At 74.1% G+C, this 18360-nt stretch carries 15 protein-coding genes and 1 riboswitch; of the genes, 9 read left to right on the plus strand and 6 right to left on the minus strand.

The window, feature by feature from the left end; genetic code table 11:
• The first annotated feature begins 66 nt into the window (after positions 1-66).
• Both JNO44_RS21715 and JNO44_RS21720 read left to right on the plus strand, forming a co-directional pair.
• Complete coding sequence (locus JNO44_RS21715; RefSeq protein ID WP_235093754.1) at positions 67-315, plus strand: hypothetical protein; 249 nt, start codon at positions 67-69, stop codon at positions 313-315.
• A 279-nt stretch (positions 316-594) separates the two neighbouring features.
• Positions 595-1929: an LCP family protein gene (locus tag JNO44_RS21720; RefSeq protein WP_205370168.1), complete on the plus strand. Its 1335-nt coding sequence runs from the start codon at positions 595-597 to the stop codon at positions 1927-1929.
• 60 nt (positions 1930-1989) lie between these two features.
• Here the strand turns inward: JNO44_RS21720 and JNO44_RS21725 are convergent, their stop codons facing one another.
• Complete coding sequence (locus JNO44_RS21725; RefSeq protein WP_039641295.1) at positions 1990-2247, minus strand: DUF1876 domain-containing protein; 258 nt, start codon at positions 2245-2247, stop codon at positions 1990-1992.
• A gap of 281 nt (positions 2248-2528) precedes the next feature.
• Between JNO44_RS21725 and JNO44_RS21730 the strand changes: the two genes are divergently transcribed.
• Together JNO44_RS21730 and JNO44_RS21735 are read left to right on the plus strand one after the other, a co-directional pair.
• Complete coding sequence (locus tag JNO44_RS21730; RefSeq protein ID WP_205365739.1) at positions 2529-3266, plus strand: DUF4097 family beta strand repeat-containing protein; 738 nt, start codon at positions 2529-2531, stop codon at positions 3264-3266.
• Positions 3267-3381: 115 nt separating this feature from the next.
• Entirely contained in the window at positions 3382-4665 is a 1284-nt protein-coding gene (locus tag JNO44_RS21735) for an MFS transporter (protein ID WP_205365740.1), read from the plus strand.
• A 92-nt stretch (positions 4666-4757) separates the two neighbouring features.
• Here the strand turns inward: JNO44_RS21735 and cobN are convergent, their stop codons facing one another.
• Positions 4758-8360 (minus strand): cobaltochelatase subunit CobN, encoded by a 3603-nt coding sequence (cobN, locus tag JNO44_RS21740; protein ID WP_205370177.1) that lies wholly within the window; start codon positions 8358-8360, stop codon positions 4758-4760.
• A 51-nt stretch (positions 8361-8411) separates the two neighbouring features.
• Positions 8412-8509: riboswitch (cobalamin riboswitch) on the minus strand.
• Between the two features lie 120 nt (positions 8510-8629).
• On the opposite strand from cobN, the gene cobG reads away from it, so the two are divergent.
• From cobG to JNO44_RS21755, 3 genes are read left to right on the plus strand one after another with little or no spacing between them, the layout of a single operon-like run.
• Positions 8630-10087, plus strand: coding sequence for a precorrin-3B synthase (cobG, locus tag JNO44_RS21745; RefSeq protein ID WP_205365741.1), 1458 nt, complete (start codon positions 8630-8632; stop codon positions 10085-10087).
• Positions 10084-10716, plus strand: coding sequence for a precorrin-8X methylmutase (locus JNO44_RS21750; RefSeq protein ID WP_205370201.1), 633 nt, complete (start codon positions 10084-10086; stop codon positions 10714-10716). The genes cobG and JNO44_RS21750 overlap by 4 nt, the downstream gene beginning before the upstream one ends.
• Before the next feature lie 2 nt (positions 10717-10718).
• On the plus strand, positions 10719-12281 hold the full coding sequence (locus tag JNO44_RS21755; RefSeq protein ID WP_205365742.1) for a precorrin-2 C(20)-methyltransferase: 1563 nt from the start codon (positions 10719-10721) through the stop codon (positions 12279-12281).
• 11 nt (positions 12282-12292) lie between these two features.
• On the opposite strand, the gene JNO44_RS21760 is transcribed toward JNO44_RS21755, so the two are convergent.
• Complete coding sequence (locus JNO44_RS21760; protein ID WP_039634909.1) at positions 12293-13063, minus strand: cobalt-precorrin-6A reductase; 771 nt, start codon at positions 13061-13063, stop codon at positions 12293-12295.
• Positions 13064-13080: 17 nt separating this feature from the next.
• On the opposite strand from JNO44_RS21760, the gene JNO44_RS21765 reads away from it, so the two are divergent.
• Complete coding sequence (locus tag JNO44_RS21765) at positions 13081-14247, plus strand: cobalt-precorrin-5B (C(1))-methyltransferase (RefSeq protein ID WP_205365743.1); 1167 nt, start codon at positions 13081-13083, stop codon at positions 14245-14247.
• 86 nt (positions 14248-14333) lie between these two features.
• On the opposite strand, the gene JNO44_RS21770 is transcribed toward JNO44_RS21765, so the two are convergent.
• The 3 genes from JNO44_RS21770 to cbiE form a co-directional block, all read right to left on the minus strand.
• On the minus strand, positions 14334-14687 hold the full coding sequence (locus JNO44_RS21770; RefSeq protein ID WP_235093758.1) for a hypothetical protein: 354 nt from the start codon (positions 14685-14687) through the stop codon (positions 14334-14336).
• A gap of 142 nt (positions 14688-14829) precedes the next feature.
• The gene (gene cobM, locus JNO44_RS21775) at positions 14830-15597 is read right to left on the minus strand and encodes a precorrin-4 C(11)-methyltransferase (protein ID WP_205365744.1); all 768 of its coding nucleotides are present in this window, start codon (positions 15595-15597) and stop codon (positions 14830-14832) included.
• Positions 15598-15621: 24 nt separating this feature from the next.
• Positions 15622-16923 (minus strand): precorrin-6y C5,15-methyltransferase (decarboxylating) subunit CbiE, encoded by a 1302-nt coding sequence (gene cbiE / locus JNO44_RS21780; RefSeq protein ID WP_205365745.1) that lies wholly within the window; start codon positions 16921-16923, stop codon positions 15622-15624.
• A 224-nt stretch (positions 16924-17147) separates the two neighbouring features.
• Between cbiE and tsaD the strand changes: the two genes are divergently transcribed.
• Positions 17148-18221, plus strand: a complete 1074-nt coding sequence (gene tsaD / locus JNO44_RS21785) for a tRNA (adenosine(37)-N6)-threonylcarbamoyltransferase complex transferase subunit TsaD (RefSeq protein ID WP_205365746.1) — start codon at positions 17148-17150, stop codon at positions 18219-18221.
• Positions 18222-18360: the final 139 nt, after the last annotated feature.

The following is an 18360-nucleotide window of genomic DNA, read 5'->3' on the forward strand; positions in this document are numbered from 1 at the left end:
CAGCGTTGTAGAAGTTGCCGGTAGGGTTGCGGCTGACATGCGCAACGGGCGCTGCCGGAGGGGGAGATGGCGACGAGGTGCGGACCCCTGACCTGGGACAGCCCGCCTCCAGAGGCGGAGGTGCGATGGGTCTACCAACCGGTCGAGGTCCAATATCCCGACGGTGCCTGGGATTTGGGCCGGATCAGTGCCTGGTGGACGGACGGCGCGGGCGACCAGTGGTGCCTGCTGCGTACCGTCGCCGGCGGCAGCCGTCCCCAGTGGCTCCGCTACGACCCGGAATCCGTACGGCTGCTGCCCACCGAGGGCATCTGACCCACCGGTGCGGGCCGCCGCCCCGCGGCCCCCTGCCGGCCCCACCGCCCGCCGGCACCGCGCCCTCCCCCGTGACCGCGCACACCTCCACCCAGCAAGACCAGCTCCAGAAGGACCAGAAGGGCCATCGGCGTGCATGACAGGACGACGCACAGGCAGGCGGCCCGGCGGGGCAACGGGAACGGCCGGGGTCCGGCGGAGCAGGACGGCGAGCGCGCCACGGGCGGCCGCGCCGAGCGGCGGCGGGCCGGCGGTTCCGGCAAACCCGGGAAGACCCGGATGACCCGGCGCGGCCGGATCGTGGCCTGGACCGGCGGGGTGGTCGGCGTGCTCCTGCTGGGCACGGCCGGGACCGGCGTGTGGGTGTACCAGCACCTCAACGGCAACATCCACGGCGCGGACGTGAACAGCGAACTGGGCGGCGACCGGCCGGTCAACCTCAGCCCCGGCTCCAAGAACATCCTGGTCGTCGGCTCCGACAGCCGGTCCGGCACCGGCGGGAAGTACGGCAGCGGACTGACCACCATGCAGTCGGACACGCTGATGGTGCTGCACATCTCCGCCGACCACAAATGGGCCACCGCGGTGTCCTTCCCGCGCGACTCCTGGGTGCCGATCCCGGCGTGCGACAAGGGCGACGGTACGCAGTCCGCCCCGCACCACTTCAAGATCAACGAGGCGTACACCATCGGTGGCCTCAGCGGAAACGTCGCCAAGGCGGCGGCGTGCAGCATCAAGACCGTCGAGAAGAACACCGGACTGCGCATCGACCACTTCGTCTCGGTCGACTTCCAGGGCTTCAAGGGCATGGTCAACGCGCTCGGCGGCATCGAGGTCTGCCCCAAGCACGCCATCCACGACAAGAAGGCCCACCTCGACCTGGAGGCCGGCTGCCAGAACATCCAGGACGAGAAGGCGCTCGGCTACGTCCGCACCCGCTACAGCGTCGGCGACGGCTCCGACCTCGGCCGGATCGGCCGCCAGCAGGAGTTCATGAAGGCGCTGGGCAAGAAGGCGCAGGAGAAACTGACCAGCCCCACCTCTCTCTACGACTTCCTCGACTCGGCGACCAAGTCCCTGACCACCGACACGGGCCTGGACAGCATCAACGCGCTCACCAGCCTTGCCTCGACGGTCAAGGACATCCCCTCCGACCGCCTCACCTTCCTCACCGTCCCCACCTATCCGCGTGAGGCGGACGTCCCCACCGACAAGGCCAACGTGGTCTGGCAGTATCCGCAGGCCGCCGAGCTGTTCGGCGACCTCGCCCACGACCGGGAGATCGGCGCCGCCGGGAAGCAGAAGTTCGCCGACGCCCAGAAGAACCCGGTGACCGCACGCTCGGTCCGGGTGCGGGTGCTCAACGGCACCAGCACCAAGGGCCTCGCCGCGGACGTCGCCCAGAAGCTGCGGCAGCTCGGCTTCACCGTCGTCTTCACCGACAACGGCCCGAGCACCGACACGACCACGGTCAGCTACCCGACCGGCCTCAAGACCCAGGCCGAGGTGCTCGCCGGACGGCTGCCCGGCACCACGACGAAGGAGTCGGCGCAGGCCGTACCGGGTGCGGTGACGCTCACGGTCGGTCCGGACTTCTCGGCGAAGGCCGGCTGACGCACGCGGACGCCCGGGCGGACGGCGACCGACCCGCCCGGGCGCGGCACCGCCGTCCCCTCAGGCGTGCAGCCGCTCGACGGGGCGCGCGGTACGCACCTCGATGTCGTGCGCGGCGCGGCTGAGCAGCTGATGGCTGAGATCCGACAGCGCCCGCGCCACCGCCAACTCGTCCCCGATGGCGGGGACGTTCTCGTCCGCCGGATTGCACCTGGCGGTTCCCGCGCCGACGATCTGCCCGCCCTCCTTGCCGCGCAGCCGGGCCTCGGCCTTCACCTCGCTGCCGGTCTCGACGATGCTGATCTCGGTGTTCCACATCTTCGTACGCTCACCCGTGCCGGTCACCGGAAGCCTCCTCATACCGCAGGAGAACAGTCCCCCACCACTTAAGCGTCGCACCGGCGCCCAGGGGCCGCACCCGGAGGCGCTCCCCCACCGGACCCGGGGGTTAGCCCCATGGTCCGGCGGGTTCCCGAGCCCCTAGAGTCGGTGGCCGTGGGCCCGGAGCGGGCGGCCGGCAGGCCGCGGCACGGGCCCGGACCGCGGGGCGACGGGCACCTTCCCGGAGCCGTGAACAGACCGGATTCCGGGGGGAATTCATGCGCAGGCACGTCCGCTTCATCGGGGCCGTGGCACTGGCCGGGGCCGGGGTACTGGGCCTCGGCGCGTGCGGGCTGGTGGTCGGCGAGACCTTCTCCGACGACGCCACGGTGTCGCAGAAGATCACGTCGGTGCGGGTGGACACGTCCGACGGCGGCGTGACGGTGCGCGGCGGCCAGGGCGGCGACGCGGTGAGCGTGCACCGCAAGGTCACCTACCGGGGCGACCGGCCGACGGGTCCCTCACACCGGGTCGAGGGCGGGACCCTGGTGCTCGGCGGCTGCGGCGACCAGTGCTCGGTGACCTACACCGTGGACCTGCCCGGCACGGTCCCGGTGACCGGCGAGACCACCAACGGCGCGGTGAACCTCTCCAAGGTGGCCTCCGTGCGGTTGACCACCAGCAACGGGGAGATCGACCTGGACGGGGTGTCCGGCGCGGTGGACGTGCACACCTCCGACGGCGCGATCACCGGGAAGGGCCTGGCGGGCACCGGCATCAAGGCGGAGACCTCCAACGGCGCGATCGACCTCACCACGACGAAGCCGCAGGACGTCCGGGCGAGGACGACCAACGGCGCGGTCGCGGTCACCGTGCCGGACGCCCGGTACCAGGTGTCCGTGGAGACCGACAACGGCGCGAAGAAGATCGGCGTCCGCAACGACCCGGCCGGGCGGTACCGGCTCGATCTGAACACCAGCAACGGGGGGATCCGCGTCGGGACGACGGGCGGCTGAGCCCACCGGACCCGTCCGCGAGGGGGCACCACCACGTCGGAAAGCTGCCGGACCGCGGAGCCGGGGGCTGCTGGACTGAGGGAGATCGCAACGGTCGCCCCTCAGGACGGACATCATGACGACCATCGGCAGCACCACGCCCACCGCCTCCCCGGGCCCGCACCGCACGACGGCCCCGCGGGGCTCCGGGCCCGCCTCGCCCCCAGCCCCGGCCCCGGCCCCGGCGGGCCGTTCGCCGCTCAAGGGCCGGCTCGCCGTGCTCGCGGTGACCCTGGGCATCTTCACCATCGTCACCACCGAGATCCTGCCGATCGGGCTGCTCACCCGGATCGGGGCCGACTTCGGCGTCTCCGACGGCACGGCGGGGCTGATGATGACGCTCCCCGGCTTCCTCGCCGCGTGCGCCGCGCCGACGGTGACGCTGGCCACCGCCCGGATCGACCGGCGGCTGATGCTCTGCGCCTTCGTCGCCCTGCTGGCACTGGCGAACTTCCTCGCCGCGACCGCCCCGGTCTATGGGCTGGTGCTGCTGTCCCGGGTGCTGGTCGGCATCGTCATCGGGGGGTTCTGGTCGATCGGGGTCGGGCTCGCCGAGCGGCTGGTACCGGCGGAGTCGGCCGGCCGGGCCACCGCCGTGATCTTCTCGGCGGTGCCGCTGGGCTCGGTGATCGGGGTGCCCGCCGGGACCTTCCTCGGCGATCTGGCCGGCTGGCGGATCGCCTGCGCCGCGGTCGGCGCGCTGGCGGTGGCGGTGCTGGTGCTGACCGCCCTGGTGGTCCCGGCGCTGCCGGCGGTCCGCGCCACCGGCCCGGCGCTGCTGCGCCGCACCCTGCGTGGGGTGCACACCCGGTTCGCGCTGCTGATGACGTTTCTGATCGTGCTGGCGCACTTCGGCGCCTACACCTATGTGACGCCGTTCCTGGAACGGACCGCCCATGTCGCGACCGCCGGGACGGTCACGGCGTTCCTGCTGGTCTACGGCCTCGCGGGGGTGGTGGGGAACTTCGCCGGCGGTGCCGTGGTGGCGCGCCGACCGCGCCTCGTCTTCGGGGCCGCGGCCGGGTTGACGGCCCTCGCCACGCTGCTGCTGCCGGTCCTGGGCCGCGGGCCGGCCGGTGCGCTGGCGCTGCTGGTGGTCTGGGGCGTCGCGTACGGGGCGGTGCCGGTGGCCTCGCAGACCTGGTTCGCCAAGGCGGCCCCCGGTGCACCGGAGGCGGCGTCGGTGCTGTTCACCGCGTCGTTCCAGGCGACGCTGTCGCTCGGCGCGCTGGCCGGCGGGATGGTGGTGGACCGGACGTCGCCCTCGGTGGTGATGACACTGGGCGGGGCGACCGCGGCCCTGGTGGTCCTGGTCGCGTGGCTGCACCGCGCCAAGCAGCCTGCCTGGCCGAGCAGTTGAGGGACCCCGGCCCGGACCGGGCGGGGAGGCCGAGGCGGTGTTTCACGTGAAACACCGCCTCTCCTGACTCCTCTTCGCGGCGCCCGGTCCGCCTAGTCCTCGCCCTCCAGCTCGCCCTCGGTCTCCAGGAAGGCTTCGCGCAGCGCCGCCAGCGTCTCGGCGTCCGGCTTCTCCCACATGCCGCGGGACTCCGCCTCCAGAAGGCGCTCGGCGATCCCGTGCAGCGCCCAGGGGTTGGCCTCCTGGAGGAACGTGCGGTTCTCCGGGTCCAGGACGTAGGTCTGGGCGAGCTTGTCGTACATCCAGTCGGCTACGACCCCGGTGGTGGCGTCGTAGCCGAACAGGTAGTCCACGGTGGCGGCGAGTTCGAAGGCGCCCTTGTAACCGTGGCGGCGCATCGCCTCGATCCAGCGGGGGTTGACGACCCGGGCCCGGAAGACCCGGGAGGTCTCCTCCACCAGCGTCCTGGTACGGACCGTCTCGGGGCGGGTCGAGTCGCCGATGTACGCCTCGGGGGCCCTGCCCTTGAGCGCCTTGACGGTGGCGACCATCCCGCCGTGGTACTGGAAGTAGTCGTCGGAGTCGGCGATGTCGTGCTCGCGGGTGTCGGTGTTCTTGGCGGCCACCGCGATGCGCTTGTAGGCGGTCTCCATCTCCTCCCGGGCCGGGCGGCCCTCCAGCCCCCGCCCGTAGGCGTAGCCGCCCCAGACGGTGTAGACCTCGGCGAGGTCGGCGTCGGTGCGCCAGTCGCGGGAGTCGATGAGCTGGAGCAGTCCCGCGCCGTACGTGCCGGGACGGGAGCCGAAGATCCGGGTGGTGGCCCGGCGTTCGTCGCCGTGCGCGGCGAGGTCCGCCTGGGAGTGGGCCCGGACGAAGTTGCGGTCGGCCGGCTCGTCGAGCCCGGCGGCGAGCCGGACCGCGTCGTCGAGGAGGCCGATGACGTGCGGGAATGCGTCACGGAAGAATCCGCTGATGCGCAGGGTGACATCGATGCGGGGGCGGCCCAACTCGTCGAGCGGGATGGCCTCCAGGCCCGTCACCCGGCGCGAGGCGTCGTCCCACACGGGGCGGACGCCCAGCAGCGCCAGCGCCTCCGCCACATCGTCGCCGGAGGTGCGCATCGCGCTGGTGCCCCACAGGGACAGGCCCACCGACTCCGGCCAGTCGCCGTTGTCGTCGCGGTAGCGGTCCAGCAGCGAGTCGGCGAGCGCCTGACCGGTCTCCCAGGCGAGCCGCGACGGCACGGCCTTGGGGTCGACGGAGTAGAAGTTGCGGCCGGTCGGCAGAACGTTGACCAGGCCGCGCAGCGGCGAGCCGGACGGGCCTGCGGGGACGAAGCCGCCGTTGAGGGCGTGCACCGCGTGGTCGAGTTCATCGGTGGTGGCGGCCAGCCGCGGGACGACCTGCCGGGCGGCGAAGTCGAGGATGTCGGCGACCGCGGCCGGGTGCCCGTCGGCGACCCGCGCCACCGCGGCCGGGTCCCACGCCGCGTCCTCCATCGCCTGGACGAGCGTGCGGGCGAGGGCCTCGGCGTCGTCGGCGGCCGTCCGGGTCGCGGCCGACTCGTCCAGGCCCAGCGCCTCGCGCAGGCCGGGCAGCGCGGAGGTGCCGCCCCAGATCTGCCGGGCGCGCAGGATGGCCAGGACGAGGTTGACCCGGGCCTCGCCGACCGGGGCGGCGCCCAGCACGTGCAGCCCGTCGCGGATCTGCGCGTCCTTGACCTCGCAGAGCCAGCCGTCGACGTGGAGCAGGAAGTCGTCGAACCCGTCGTCGTCGGGGCGCTCTTCCAGGCCCAGGTCGTGGTCGAGCTTGGCGGCCTGGATCAGCGTCCAGATCTGCGCGCGGATGGCGGGCAGCTTGGCCGGGTCCATCGAGGAGATCGCGGCGTACTCGTCGAGCAGCTGCTCAAGGCGGGCGATGTCGCCGTAGGAGTCCGCGCGGGCCATCGGCGGGACGAGGTGGTCGACGAGGGTGGCGTGCACCCGGCGCTTGGCCTGGGTGCCCTCGCCCGGGTCGTTGACCAGGAACGGGTAGACGAGCGGGAGGTCGCCGAGCGCCGCGTCCGGGCCGCAGGCGGCGGAGAGTCCGGCGTTCTTGCCGGGCAGCCACTCCAGATTGCCGTGCTTGCCGAGGTGGACCATGGCGTCGGCGCCGAAGCCACCGTCGGCGGCGGGCGCGGCGATCCAGCGGTAGGCCGCCAAGTAGTGGTGGGAGGGCGGCAGATCGGGGTCGTGGTAGATCGCGATCGGGTTCTCGCCGAAGCCGCGCGGCGGCTGGATGAGGATCAGCAGATTGCCACGGCGCAGCGCGGCCAGCACGATGTCGCCCTCGGGGTACCGGCTGCGGTCGAGGAACATCTCGCCCGGCGGCGGACCCCAGTGCTCCTCGACGGACTCGCGGAGCTCCTGCGGCAGCGTGCCGTACCAGCGGCGGTAGTCGGCGGCCGGGATGCGGACCGGGTTGCGGGCCAGCTGTTCCTCGGTCAGCCACTCCTGGTCGTGGCCGCCGGCCTCGATCAGGGCGTAGATCAGCTCGTCGCCGTCGCCGGACTCCAGGCCGGGCACCGGCTCCGCGCCGAAGTCGTAGCCCTCGGACCGGAGGCGGCGCAGCAGCTCGACGGCGCTGGCCGGGGTGTCCAGGCCGACCGCGTTGCCGATCCGGGAGTGCTTGGTGGGGTACGCGGAGAGCACCAGCGCCAGCCGCTTCTCGGCGGCCGGAATGTGCCGCAGCCGGGCGTGCCGGACGGCGATGCCGGCGACCCGGGCGGCCCGCTCGGCGTCGGCGACGTAGACCGGGAGGCCGTCCTCGTCGACCTCCTTGAACGAGAACGGCACGGTGATCAACCGCCCGTCGAACTCGGGCACGGCGATCTGCGAGGCGGCGTCGAGCGGGGAGACGCCCTCGTCGTTCTCCTCCCAGGCGGCCCGCGATCCGGTCAGGCAGAGCGCCTGGAGGATCGGCACGTCCAAGGCGGCCAGCGCACCCGCGTCCCAGGACTCGTCGTCCCCACCCGCGGACGCCTCGGCGGGCTTGGTGCCGCCCGCGGCCAGCACGGTGGTGACGATGGCGTCTGCCGCGCGCAGTTCCTCGATCAGTTCCGGCTCGGGGGCCCGCAGCGAGGCGACGTACAGCGGCAGCGGACGGCCGCCGGCGTGCTCGATCTGGTCGCACAGGTCGTGGACGAAGCGGGTGTTGCCGCTCATGTGGTGGGCGCGGTAGTAGAGCACGGCCACCGTCGGACCGGTCACGTCCGCCGCGGTGCGCTCCAGCGGCCCCCAGGACGGCGCGGCCGCGGGCGGCTCGAAGCCGTGGCCGGTGAGCAGCACGGTGTCGCTGAGGAAGCACGCCAGCTGGGCGAGGTTGGCCGGGCCGCCGTGCGCGAGGTAGGCGTGGGCCTCGGCCGCGATGCCGACCGGGACCGTGGAGGCCGCCATCAGCTGGGCGTCGGGGGCCTGTTCGCCGGTGAGCACGACGACCGGGCGGTGCTGGTCCGCGGCCAGCAGCACGTCCAGTCCCTCCTGCCAGGCGCGCAGGCCGCCGAGCAGGCGGACGACGACGAGGTCGGCTCCGTCCAGGAGCCCGGGCAGTTCGGCGACGTCGAGGCGGGAGGGGTTGGCGAGCCGGTACGGCACGGGGCCGGTGGCGGCGCGGGCGCTGAGCAGATCGGTGTCAGAGGTCGACAGCAGCAGGATCACGGCGCAGCCCTTCCTCGGGGTGTCCACGCCCCGGGTGGTCGTATCGACGGCGGGAGTTCCTGGCTCACCCGGCGGTTGCCGGGTTCACAGTGGCGGGACCGCGCCGGATTCTCACCGGGCTTCCTCCCTTGACGCCGTCGCTGGCGTCCGGCGGGTCAGCCGACCTGCCGACCTGCATAGTAAGGGCTGCGGCCGGGCTGCGGGAGCGGGCCTTTCGGAGCTGCCCTCCACGGCCCCTCGTCCCGGTTCCGGCGTCCACCGACGTAGGTATGCTCGCCGCCATGCCGCCCTCCCCCACACCACGCCCCGACCGGGCCGGACCGCCCGTACGGGACCGCGGTGACGCCTGCCCGGGAGCGTTGCGGCTGCACTCCGCCGCCGACGGGCAACTGGCCCGAGTGCGGCTGCCCGCAGGGGACTTGACGGAGCGCCAGGCGATCGCGCTGGGGGATGCCGCGGAGCGGCTCGGCGACGGCCACCTCTCGCTCACCTCCCGCGGAAACGTCGAACTCCGCGGCCTGCCCGACGACTGCGGCCACCGGCTCGCCGACCTCCTCGCCGACGCCAGGCTACTGCCGTCCGTACGCCACGAGCGGATCCGCAACGTGCTGGCGTCTCCGCTGGCCGGACTGGACCGGCACACCCCCTCCGACGTGCGGTTGTGGGCCCGGAGCCTGGACGCGCTGCTGTGCGCGAGCGAGCCGGCGACGGCGCTCTCGGGACGCTTCCTGTTCGTCCTCGACGACGGACGGGACGATGTGGCGGGCCTCGGCGGCGATGTGAGCTTGCTCGCAGAATCCGGCCGACGGGCCCCGGAGCACACCTCGTACCCGCCGGGGTCCGCTTCCGGGTACGGGGCTCTGCTCCGGGTCGGAGACGACCGGGCGGCGCTGCGGATCGCGGCGGACGACGTCCCGCGGGCGGCGCTGACCGCCGCCGAGTGCTTCCTGGCCGCCGCCGCGGAGCGCGGCGACGGCGCCTGGCGGGTCCGTGAACTTCCCGCCGCACGGCCGCTGACCGCCCGGGAGGTGTGGGACGCGCTGCGGACGGTGGGCATCGCCGCGGAGTACACCGACGCGGTCGGGCCGCACCCGGCCGTGCCGTACGCCGATGCCACCGCTCCCGGTCCGGTCGAGGGGTCCGACGGGCGCCGCGCCCTCGTGGTGCTGGCGCCGCTCGGCCGGCTGTCCGTGGTCCAGTGGCGACTGCTGACCGGGATCGCCGCCGCCGACGGCTCCGGCGCACTGCGCCTGACGCCGTGGCGCGGCATCGTCGTCCCCGGTCTGTCCGCCGCCGCGGCGGACCGGCGGCTGCGCGACCTGGCCACCGCCGGACTGATCACCGACCCGGCCTCCCCCTGGCGGCGGGTCACCGCCTGCACGGGTCTGCCCGGCTGCGCCAAGTCCCGCACGGACGTGCGCGGCGATGCGGCGACCGCGCTCGCCGGGGACAGCTCCGTCCCGGCAGACAGCTCCGGCGTGCCCGTCGGGCTGCCCGTCCACTGGTCGGGCTGCGAGCGGCGCTGCGGGCATCCGCACGGCGCCTGGGTCGATGTGCTGGCGTCGCCCGAGGGCTATCGGACCACCGTCGTCCACCCCAAGTACCCTGCCCCGCCGCCGGTTTCACGTGAAACGACCGAACCGGCCCTGGTTTCACGTGAAACACCGACGGCGTCGTGCAGCACTCCTTCTTCCACCCCTCCACCCACCACCCCGAGGCCCCAGTGACCGCGTTCGACTATGAAAAGGACGGGGCGGCGATCTATCGCCAGTCCTTCGCCACCATCCGCGCCGAGGCGGACCTCTCCGGACTGCCGGCCGATGTCAGCCGGGTCGCGGTCCGGATGATCCACGCCTGCGGCATGGTCGACCTCGTCCGCGATCTGGCCTTCACACCGGGGGTCGTGGCCAGCGCCCGCGCCGCACTGCGCGCCGGTGCACCCGTCCTGTGCGACGCCACCATGGTGGCCAGCGGTGTGACCCGTAAGCGGCTGCCTGCGGACAACGAGGTGCTGTGCACCCTCGGCGACCCGTCCGTCCCGGAGTTGGCCGCCCGGATGGGCACCACGCGCAGCGCCGCGGCCCTCGAACTGTGGCGGGACCGAATGGAGGGCGCCGTGGTCGCCTTCGGCAACGCCCCCACCGCCCTCTTCCGGTTCCTGGAAATGATCGAGGAAGGGGCGCCGCGCCCGGCCGCCGTCCTCGGCATCCCGGTCGGCTTCATCGGTGCGGCCGAGTCCAAGGACGCGCTGATCGACCACACTTCGAAGCTGGATCACATCGTGGTGCGCGGACGGCGCGGCGGCAGTGCCATGGCCGCGGCCGCGATCAACGCCCTGGCGAGTGAGGAAGAGTAGGCGTGAGCGAGCAGCAGGCCAGCAACGGCGCGGCGGACCAGCCGGCCGAGTCCCCGGAGCGGCCCACCGGTCGCCTCTACGGCGTCGGGCTCGGCCCCGGCGACCCGTCCCTGATGACCGTGCGGGCGGTGGAGGTCATCGCCGAGGCCGATGTGGTGGCGTACCACAGCGCCCGGCACGGACGCTCCATCGCGCGCTCCATCGCCGCCCGGCACATCCGCCCGGACCACCTCGAAGAGGCCCTGGTCTACCCCGTCACCACCGAGTCGACCGACCATCCCGGCGGCTACCGCGGCGCGCTGGACGAGTTCTACGAGAAGGCGGCGGCGCGGCTCGCCGCCCACCTCGACGCCGGCCGCACCGTCGCCGTGCTCTCCGAGGGCGACCCGTTCTTCTACGGCTCGTACCAGCACATGCACAAGCGGCTGGCCCACCGCTACCCGACCGAGGTGATCCCCGGCGTCACCTCCATCAGCGCCGCCGCGGCCCGCCTGGGCACCCCGCTCACCGAGGCCGACGAGGTGCTGACCGTCCTCCCGGGCACCCTGCCGGAGGAGGAGCTGACGGCCCGTCTGAGCGCCGCCGACTCCGCGGTCGTGATGAAGCTGGGCCGCACCTTCCCCAGCGTCCGCCGCGCCCTGGAGCGCTCCGGCCGGATGCCGGAGGCCCGCTATGTCGAGCGCGCCACCATGGCCGGGGAACGGACCGGTGCGCTGGCTGACGTCGCCGCCGACACCGTCCCCTACTTCTCCGTCGCGGTCGTGCCCAGCCGCATAGCCGCCGCCGGCGAGGAGTCCGATCCGGCCGCCGCGGAGCGCGGTGAGGTGGTCGTGGTCGGCACCGGGCCGGCCGGTCCGCGCTGGCTCACCCCGGAGTCCCGCGGTGCGCTCGCCGCCGCCGACGACCTGGTCGGCTACACCACGTACCTGAACCGCGTCCCGGTGCGCCCGGGCCAGCGCCGGCATCCCTCCGACAACAAGGTGGAGTCCGAGCGCGCCGAGTTCGCCCTGGACCTGGCCCGCCGCGGTCGCCGGGTCGCCGTCGTCTCCGGCGGTGACCCCGGCGTCTTCGCCATGGCCACCGCGGTCCTCGAAGTGGCGTCGGAGGAGCCCTACCGCGGCGTCCCGGTGCGGGTGCTGCCCGGCGTCACGGCCGCCAATGCCGCCGCCGCCCGCGCCGGTGCGCCCCTGGGCCACGACTACGCGGTGATCTCGCTCTCCGACCGGCTCAAGCCCTGGGAGGTGATCGCCGAACGGCTGCGCGCGGCGGCCTCCGCCGATCTGGCACTGGCGCTCTACAACCCCGGCTCCCGCAGCCGCACCTGGCAGGTCGCCAAGGCCCGGGACGTCCTGCTGGAGCACCATGCGCCGGACACCCCGATCATCCTCGCCCGCGACATCGGCGGCCCCGAGGAGTCGCTCCGCACCGTCCCGCTCGCCGAGCTCGATCCCACCCAGGTGGACATGCGCACGATCCTGCTCGTCGGCTCGTCCCAGACCCGGCGGGTGCGGCGCGACAACGGCACAGAGGTCGTCTGGACGCCGCGGAGGTACCCGGAGCGCTGACCGCCGGGCGTTCAGCCGAGGAGCGCCCGCACCCAGTCCACCGCCGCGTCCGGCTCAGCGGCCACCGGCACGCCCTCCGGGACGGCCGGCCGCTGGACGACGACCACCGGCACCCCGGCCTCCCGCGCGGCGGCCAGCTTGGGGGCGGTCGCCGCGGCGCCGCTGTCCTTCGTCACCAGGACGTCGATGCGGTGGCGGCGCAGCAGTTCCCGTTCCCCGTCGAGGGTGAACGGGCCGCGGTCCAGGACGGTCGTCATCCGCGGCGGGTGCGGGGGCTCGGGCGCGTCCACCGAGCGGACCAGGAACCACAGGTCCGTGAGGTGGGCGAAGTGGGCGAGGCCCATCCGGCCGGTGGTGAGGAAGACCCGGCCGCCGAGGGCGGGGAGAGCGGCGGCGGCCTCGGCGAGGGAGGGAACCGGGTGCCAGACGTCGCCGGGTTGCGCGCCCCAGCCGGGGCGTCGGAGCGCCAGCAGGGGAACATGGGCGGTGGCGGCGGCCCGGGCCGCGTTGAAACTGATCGTGCCGGCGAAAGGATGGGTGGCGTCGATGAGCGCGTCCACCGCGTGCGCGCGCAGCCAGCGGGCGAGGCCCTCGGGGCCGCCGAACCCGCCGATGCGCACCTCCCCGGCGGGCAGCCGCGGCGCCGCCACCCGGCCGGCCAGCGAGGTCGTCACCCGTACCCCCGGCTCCGCTTCCAGGGCCGCGGCCAACCGGCGGGCCTCCGTGGTGCCGCCGAGGATCAGCACATGGCGGACGCGGGCGTGGACGGGTGAAGAGGGCATGGGCGGCGGGTTCCTCCGTGGGTGAAACGCAACCGAAGGGTACGGGAGGGCGGAGCGCACAGCTCGCGCACACCGGACTGCGGCACGGGTGGACGACCGGGGCGTGCGCCACGGCGGCCAGCTCGGCGGCGTACGCGGCGCTCCTGGGCGGGGAGTTCCCGGACCCGGTGACGATCACGCTGCCCAAGGGGCAGACGCCGTCCTTCGCACTGGCGGTGGAGGAGCTGACCGCCGCCGGGGCGGGACCGGCCACCGCCATGGCCGGGGTGGTGAAGGACGCCGGGGACGATCCCGATGTGACGCACGGGGCGTTGGTGCGGGCCACGGTGCGGGTGCTGCCGGCCGGGAGCGGAGTGGTCTTCCGGGCGGGCCCCGGCGTGGGCACGGTCACCCGCCCCGGACTGCCTCTCGACGTCGGCGAGCCCGCCATCAATCCCGTACCGCGGCAGATGATCCGGGAGCATCTGGCGCGCGTCGCGGAGGCATACGGAGGCAGCGGATCGACCGCGGACGTCGAGGTCGAGATCTCCGTCGATCACGGCGAGGAGATCGCGCGCAGCACCTGGAATCCGCGGCTCGGCATCCTCGGCGGATTGTCGATCCTGGGGACGACCGGGATCGTCGTGCCGTACTCCTGCTCGGCGTGGATCGACTCGATCCGGCGCGGGGTGGACGTGGCGCGCGCGGCCGGCCGGCAACATGTCGCCGGATGCACCGGGTCGACGTCGGAGAAGGTCGCCGTCGCCCTGCACCACCTTCCGGAGGACGCCCTGCTGGACATGGGGGACTTCGCCGGGGCGGTGCTCAAGTACATCCGCCGCCATCCGGTGGACCGGCTGACGATCTGCGGCGGCTTCGCCAAGCTGTCCAAACTGGCCGCCGGGCATCTGGATCTGCACTCGGCCCGGTCCCAGGTGGACAAGGGGTTCCTCGCCGAACTGGCCCGGCAGGGCGGCGCCGACGAGGCGCTGGCGGCGGCGGTGGCCGAGGCCAACACCGGCCTCGCCGCGCTCCAGTTGTGCGCGGCGGCCGGCGTTCCACTCGGCGACCTGGTGGCGGCCACGGCACGGGACGCGTCACTGGCCGTGCTGCGGGGCGCACCGGTCGCGGTCGATGTCATCTGTATCGACCGGGCGGGGCTGGTGGTCGGTCGGGCGGAGCCGCACGGGCCGGACACGACCTAGCCCGACCGGCGCCGGATGTTTCACGTGAAACGCGCCCCGGCCTCACAGCCGGGATCCGACGCCCTGCCGAGCGACCCCTCGTCACCTCACATCCGCGGCAGCAACTCTCCGCGGCTCATACCCTCCTCGCGGCCCAGGCCGTCCATACGGTCCTCCTCGGCGCGGGCCGTCCCGGACCGGCGGCGCTCGCCGCGGTCCTCGCGGGCCATCGCCTCGCGGCGCTGCGCCTCACGTGCCTCCTTCACCCGGTCCCGCAGACAGGTGTCGTCACCGCCGGTCAGCGCGCCCAGCGCGCTGCCCAGGGCACAGGCGGCCATCTTGACGGGGCTGTCCTTCGAGCGGCGCGGGGTGTCCTTGCCGCTGGCGCTGGCAACGGTGCTGCCGGTGAGGGTCAGCACAGTCGCGGCAACGACCGCGGTGGCGGCCATTCTGGTACGCATCGTGGCATGCTCCTTCGCATCGACCCCCCTGGGTGTCGCAGCTTCCTTACCGACCTTCGGGATCATAAAAACGGACTTTCACCCCGATGCGGTCATACAATTCAGCCGAACAGGCCCGGTCCGACGCGCCGCTGACGTTCCCTCACGCACCGCCGTCGCAGGGCGCGTGCGGGCGCTCGCGCTCCGGCGAGTAGAGGTGGCTGTCGCGGAACTGCTCGGCCCCCAGCGTGCGGCCGACCATGATCACCGCGGTCCGGACCACGCCCGCGGCCTTCACCTGGCCGGCGATGTCGCCGAGCGTGCCGCGCAGCACGAGTTCGTCGGGGCGGGAGGCCATCGCGACGACGGCGGCCGGGCAGTCGGCGCCGTAGTGCGGCAGGAGTTCGTCGACGATCCGGTCCACGTACATCGCGGCGAGGTGCAGCACCAGCAGTGCGCCGCTGCGCCCGAGCGTGGCCAGGTCCTCACCGTCGGGCATGGGCGTGGCGCGCTGCGAGACGCGGGTGAGGATGACGGTCTGGCCGACGGTGGGCACCGTCAGTTCGCGCTTGAGGGCGGCCGCCGCCGCGGCGAACGCGGGCACGCCCGGCACGACCTCGTACGGCACCGCCGCGGCGTCCAGGCGGCGCATCTGCTCGGCCACCGCGCTGAAGACGGACGGGTCGCCGGAGTGCAGCCGGGCGACGTCCTGCCCCTCCTCGTGCGCCCGGACCATCTCCGCCGTGATGGCGTCCAGATCCAGCTGCGCGGTGTCGATCAGCCGGGCCCCCGGCGGGCACTCGGCGAGCAGTTCGCGCGGCACCAGGCTGCCGGCGTAGAGGCACACCCCGCAGGCCGCGAGGGTGCGGGCGCCGCGCAGGGTGATCAGGTCGGCGGCGCCGGGGCCCGCACCGATGAAGTAGACGGTCATGGCTGTCGGTCTCCTGGGGAGGGGTTACGAGGGGTCCTGGGAGCGGGGCGGCGCGGCGGTCTCCTGCGGGCCCGGCTCCGGCACTCCGGGCCGCGGGGGCTTCACCGCCGACCACTGGGTGACCGGCATCGCCTGCCGCCAGCCCGTGAAGCCGCCGACCGGCACCGCGTGGGCCACCGCGAGCCGCACCAGTTCGCCGCCGTGCCGCCGGTACCACTGGGTCAGCAGCGCCTCGGACTCCAGCGTCACGGTGTTCGCGACGATCCGGCCGCCCGGGGGCAGTGCGTCCCAGCAGGCGTCCAGCAGGCCCGGCGCGGTCAGGCCGCCGCCGATGAACACCGCATCCGGAGTGGGCAGCCCGGCCAGTGCGGCGGGCGCGGCGCCGTGCACCACGCGCAGCGCCGGCACGCCGAGCGCCCGTGCGTTGCGGCCGATCCGCGCCGCCCGGTCGGCGTCCCGCTCGACGCCGATCGCCCGGCAGCTGCGGTGCGCGCGCAGCCATTCGACGGCGATGGAGCCGGATCCGCCGCCGACGTCCCAGAGGAGTTCGCCGGGCGCGGGGGCCAGCGCGGCCAGGGTGGCGGCCCGGACATGACGCTTGGTCAGCTGGCCGTCGTGTTCGTAGGCGTCATCGGGGAGGCCGGGCACGACCGGCAGCCGCGGGGCGTCGGGCTCCCGCACGCAGTCCAGCGCGACCACGTTGAGCGGATCGCCGGCGGGCGCGTCCCACCCCGCCGCGGTACCCTCGGCCAATTGCTCGTGTGCGCCGCCGAGTTGTTCCAGTACGCGCATCCGGGTCGGCCCGAAGCCCCGTTCCCGCAGCAGCGCCGCGACCTCGCCCGGCGTCCCGGCCCCGGCCGACAGCACCAGCACCCGCCGCCCGTCGTGCAGCACCCGCACCAGGTTCTCCGCGGGCCGCCCGACGAGCGTGACGACCTCGGTGTCCTCCACCGCCCAGCCCAACCGGGCACAGGCGTACGCCACGGACGACGGGTGCGGCAGCACTCGCAGCGGCCGCCGCACCGCGGCGTCCTCCGCCATCACCTCGGTCAGCGTCCGCCCGATCCCGTAGAACATCGGGTCCCCGCTGGCCAGCACGCAGACCCGGCGCCCGGCATGCGCGGCGAGCAGCCCGGGCACGGCCGGCCGCAACGGGGAGGGCCATGACACCCGCTCCCCCGCGCACTCCGCGGGCAGCAGCGCCAACTGCCGTGCCCCACCGAGCAGCACCTCGGCCGCCGTCAGCTCCCGGCGCGCGGCCGGCGACAGCCCGTCCCAGCCATCGGCCCCGATACCTACGACGAAGAGCGGAAGCGGGGGAGTCACGGCGGGGCACCTCGGGGCGCGAAGGGACGGGACGGAGGTCGGGGACCGTCCGGGGGGACGGGTGCCGAACTCTACTGACCGGCCGGGCAGTCCCGGCTTCCGGGGAGGGCCCGCATGCCCCGGCGCCTCCCGGTGTGCCCACCCCGGCCCCTCTTGCACATGGTTTGCAATTACTTGCTATTACTGTCCGGGGCACGAAACGAGGCGCGGAAGGAGTGCGGTCCATGGGCTCGCCGGTGGTGCTGGGCATCGAGTCGTCGTGCGACGAGACGGGCGCCGGCCTGGTGCGGGACGGGCGGCTGCTCGGGCACGCCGTCGCGTCGAGCATGGCCGAGCACGCACGGTTCGGCGGGGTGGTGCCGGAGATCGCCGCTCGGGCGCATGTGCACGCGCTGACGCCCGTGGTGCACAGCGCCCTGGCCGATGCGGGGCTTCGGGCGTCCGACATCGGCGCGGTGGCGGTGACCACCGGACCGGGGCTGTCCGGCGCACTCCAAGTGGGCCTGGCCGGCGCCAAGGGACTGGCCTATGCGCTGGGCGTGCCGCTGTACGGCGTCCATCACCTGGCCGGACACGTCGCCGCCGACACCCTCGCGCACGGTCCGCTGCCCGACCCCTGCGTGGTGCTGATCGTCTCCGGCGGGCACACCTCGCTGCTGCTCGTCCGTGATCTGGCCCGCGACCCGATCGCACATCTCGGCGACACCCTGGACGACGCCGCAGGAGAGTGCTTCGACAAGGTCGCGCGGGTCTTCGGGCTGCCGTACCCCGGCGGCCCGGCCATTGACCGGACAGCGCGCGAGGGGGATCCGCGCGCTGTCCACTTTCCCCGCCCGCTCACCGCGGGCCCGCCCGAGAAGCGGTTCGCCTTCTCCTTCTCGGGGCTGAAGACGGCGGCGGCGCGCTGGGTCGAGAGCCATCACGCCGCGGGCCGTCCGCTGCCGGTCGCCGACGGTGCCGCCGCGCTCCAGGAGGCGGTCGCCGACGTCTTGACCCGCAAGGCGGTCGCCGCCTGCACCGAGCACGGCGTCGGAACGCTGGTGGTGGTCGGCGGCGTGGCGGCCAACTCCCGGGTGCGCTCCCTGGCCGAGGAACGCTGTGCCGCGGCCGGCATCACCCTGCGGGTCCCCCCGCTGCGGCTGTGCACGGACAACGGCGCGATGATCGCGGCCGTGGGCGACCTGCTCGTCCGGGCCGGGGCCGCGCCCGCCCCGCTCGACGTCTCCATCGACCCGTCGGCGCCGCTGGGGTACGCGGCACTGCATCCGGTCGCGGCGGGCCGCGCGCAGGCCGCCTGAGGGCGGCGGACCCCCGCGGCCCGTTTCCCGAGCAACCCGTCGTTTCACGTGAAACGACCGACGGACGCCCCTCCGGCCGGATCGTTCCGGTCCGCCCGCCCTTTCTCCCACACCGCTCTGACCAGGCACGATAGGCCGT

Source organism: Streptomyces noursei (genome assembly GCF_016917755.1).
Taxonomy (GTDB): Bacteria; Actinomycetota; Actinomycetes; order Streptomycetales; family Streptomycetaceae; genus Streptomyces; species Streptomyces yunnanensis.

Coding starts and splice junctions, on each gene's coding strand:
- JNO44_RS21715 (WP_235093754.1), top strand. CDS start 67: ATGGCGACGAGGTGCGGACCCCTGACCTGGGACAGCCCGCCTCCAGAG.
- JNO44_RS21720 (WP_205370168.1), top strand. CDS start 595: ATGACCCGGCGCGGCCGGATCGTGGCCTGGACCGGCGGGGTGGTCGGC.
- cobG (WP_205365741.1), top strand. CDS start 8,630: ATGCTCGCCGCCATGCCGCCCTCCCCCACACCACGCCCCGACCGGGCC.
- cobM (WP_205365744.1), bottom strand. CDS start 15,597: ATGACCGTCTACTTCATCGGTGCGGGCCCCGGCGCCGCCGACCTGATC.
- JNO44_RS21770 (WP_235093758.1), bottom strand. CDS start 14,687: ATGCGTACCAGAATGGCCGCCACCGCGGTCGTTGCCGCGACTGTGCTG.
- JNO44_RS21735 (WP_205365740.1), top strand. CDS start 3,382: ATGACGACCATCGGCAGCACCACGCCCACCGCCTCCCCGGGCCCGCAC.
- JNO44_RS21760 (WP_039634909.1), bottom strand. CDS start 13,063: ATGCCCTCTTCACCCGTCCACGCCCGCGTCCGCCATGTGCTGATCCTC.
- JNO44_RS21725 (WP_039641295.1), bottom strand. CDS start 2,247: ATGTGGAACACCGAGATCAGCATCGTCGAGACCGGCAGCGAGGTGAAG.
- JNO44_RS21730 (WP_205365739.1), top strand. CDS start 2,529: ATGCGCAGGCACGTCCGCTTCATCGGGGCCGTGGCACTGGCCGGGGCC.
- tsaD (WP_205365746.1), top strand. CDS start 17,148: ATGGGCTCGCCGGTGGTGCTGGGCATCGAGTCGTCGTGCGACGAGACG.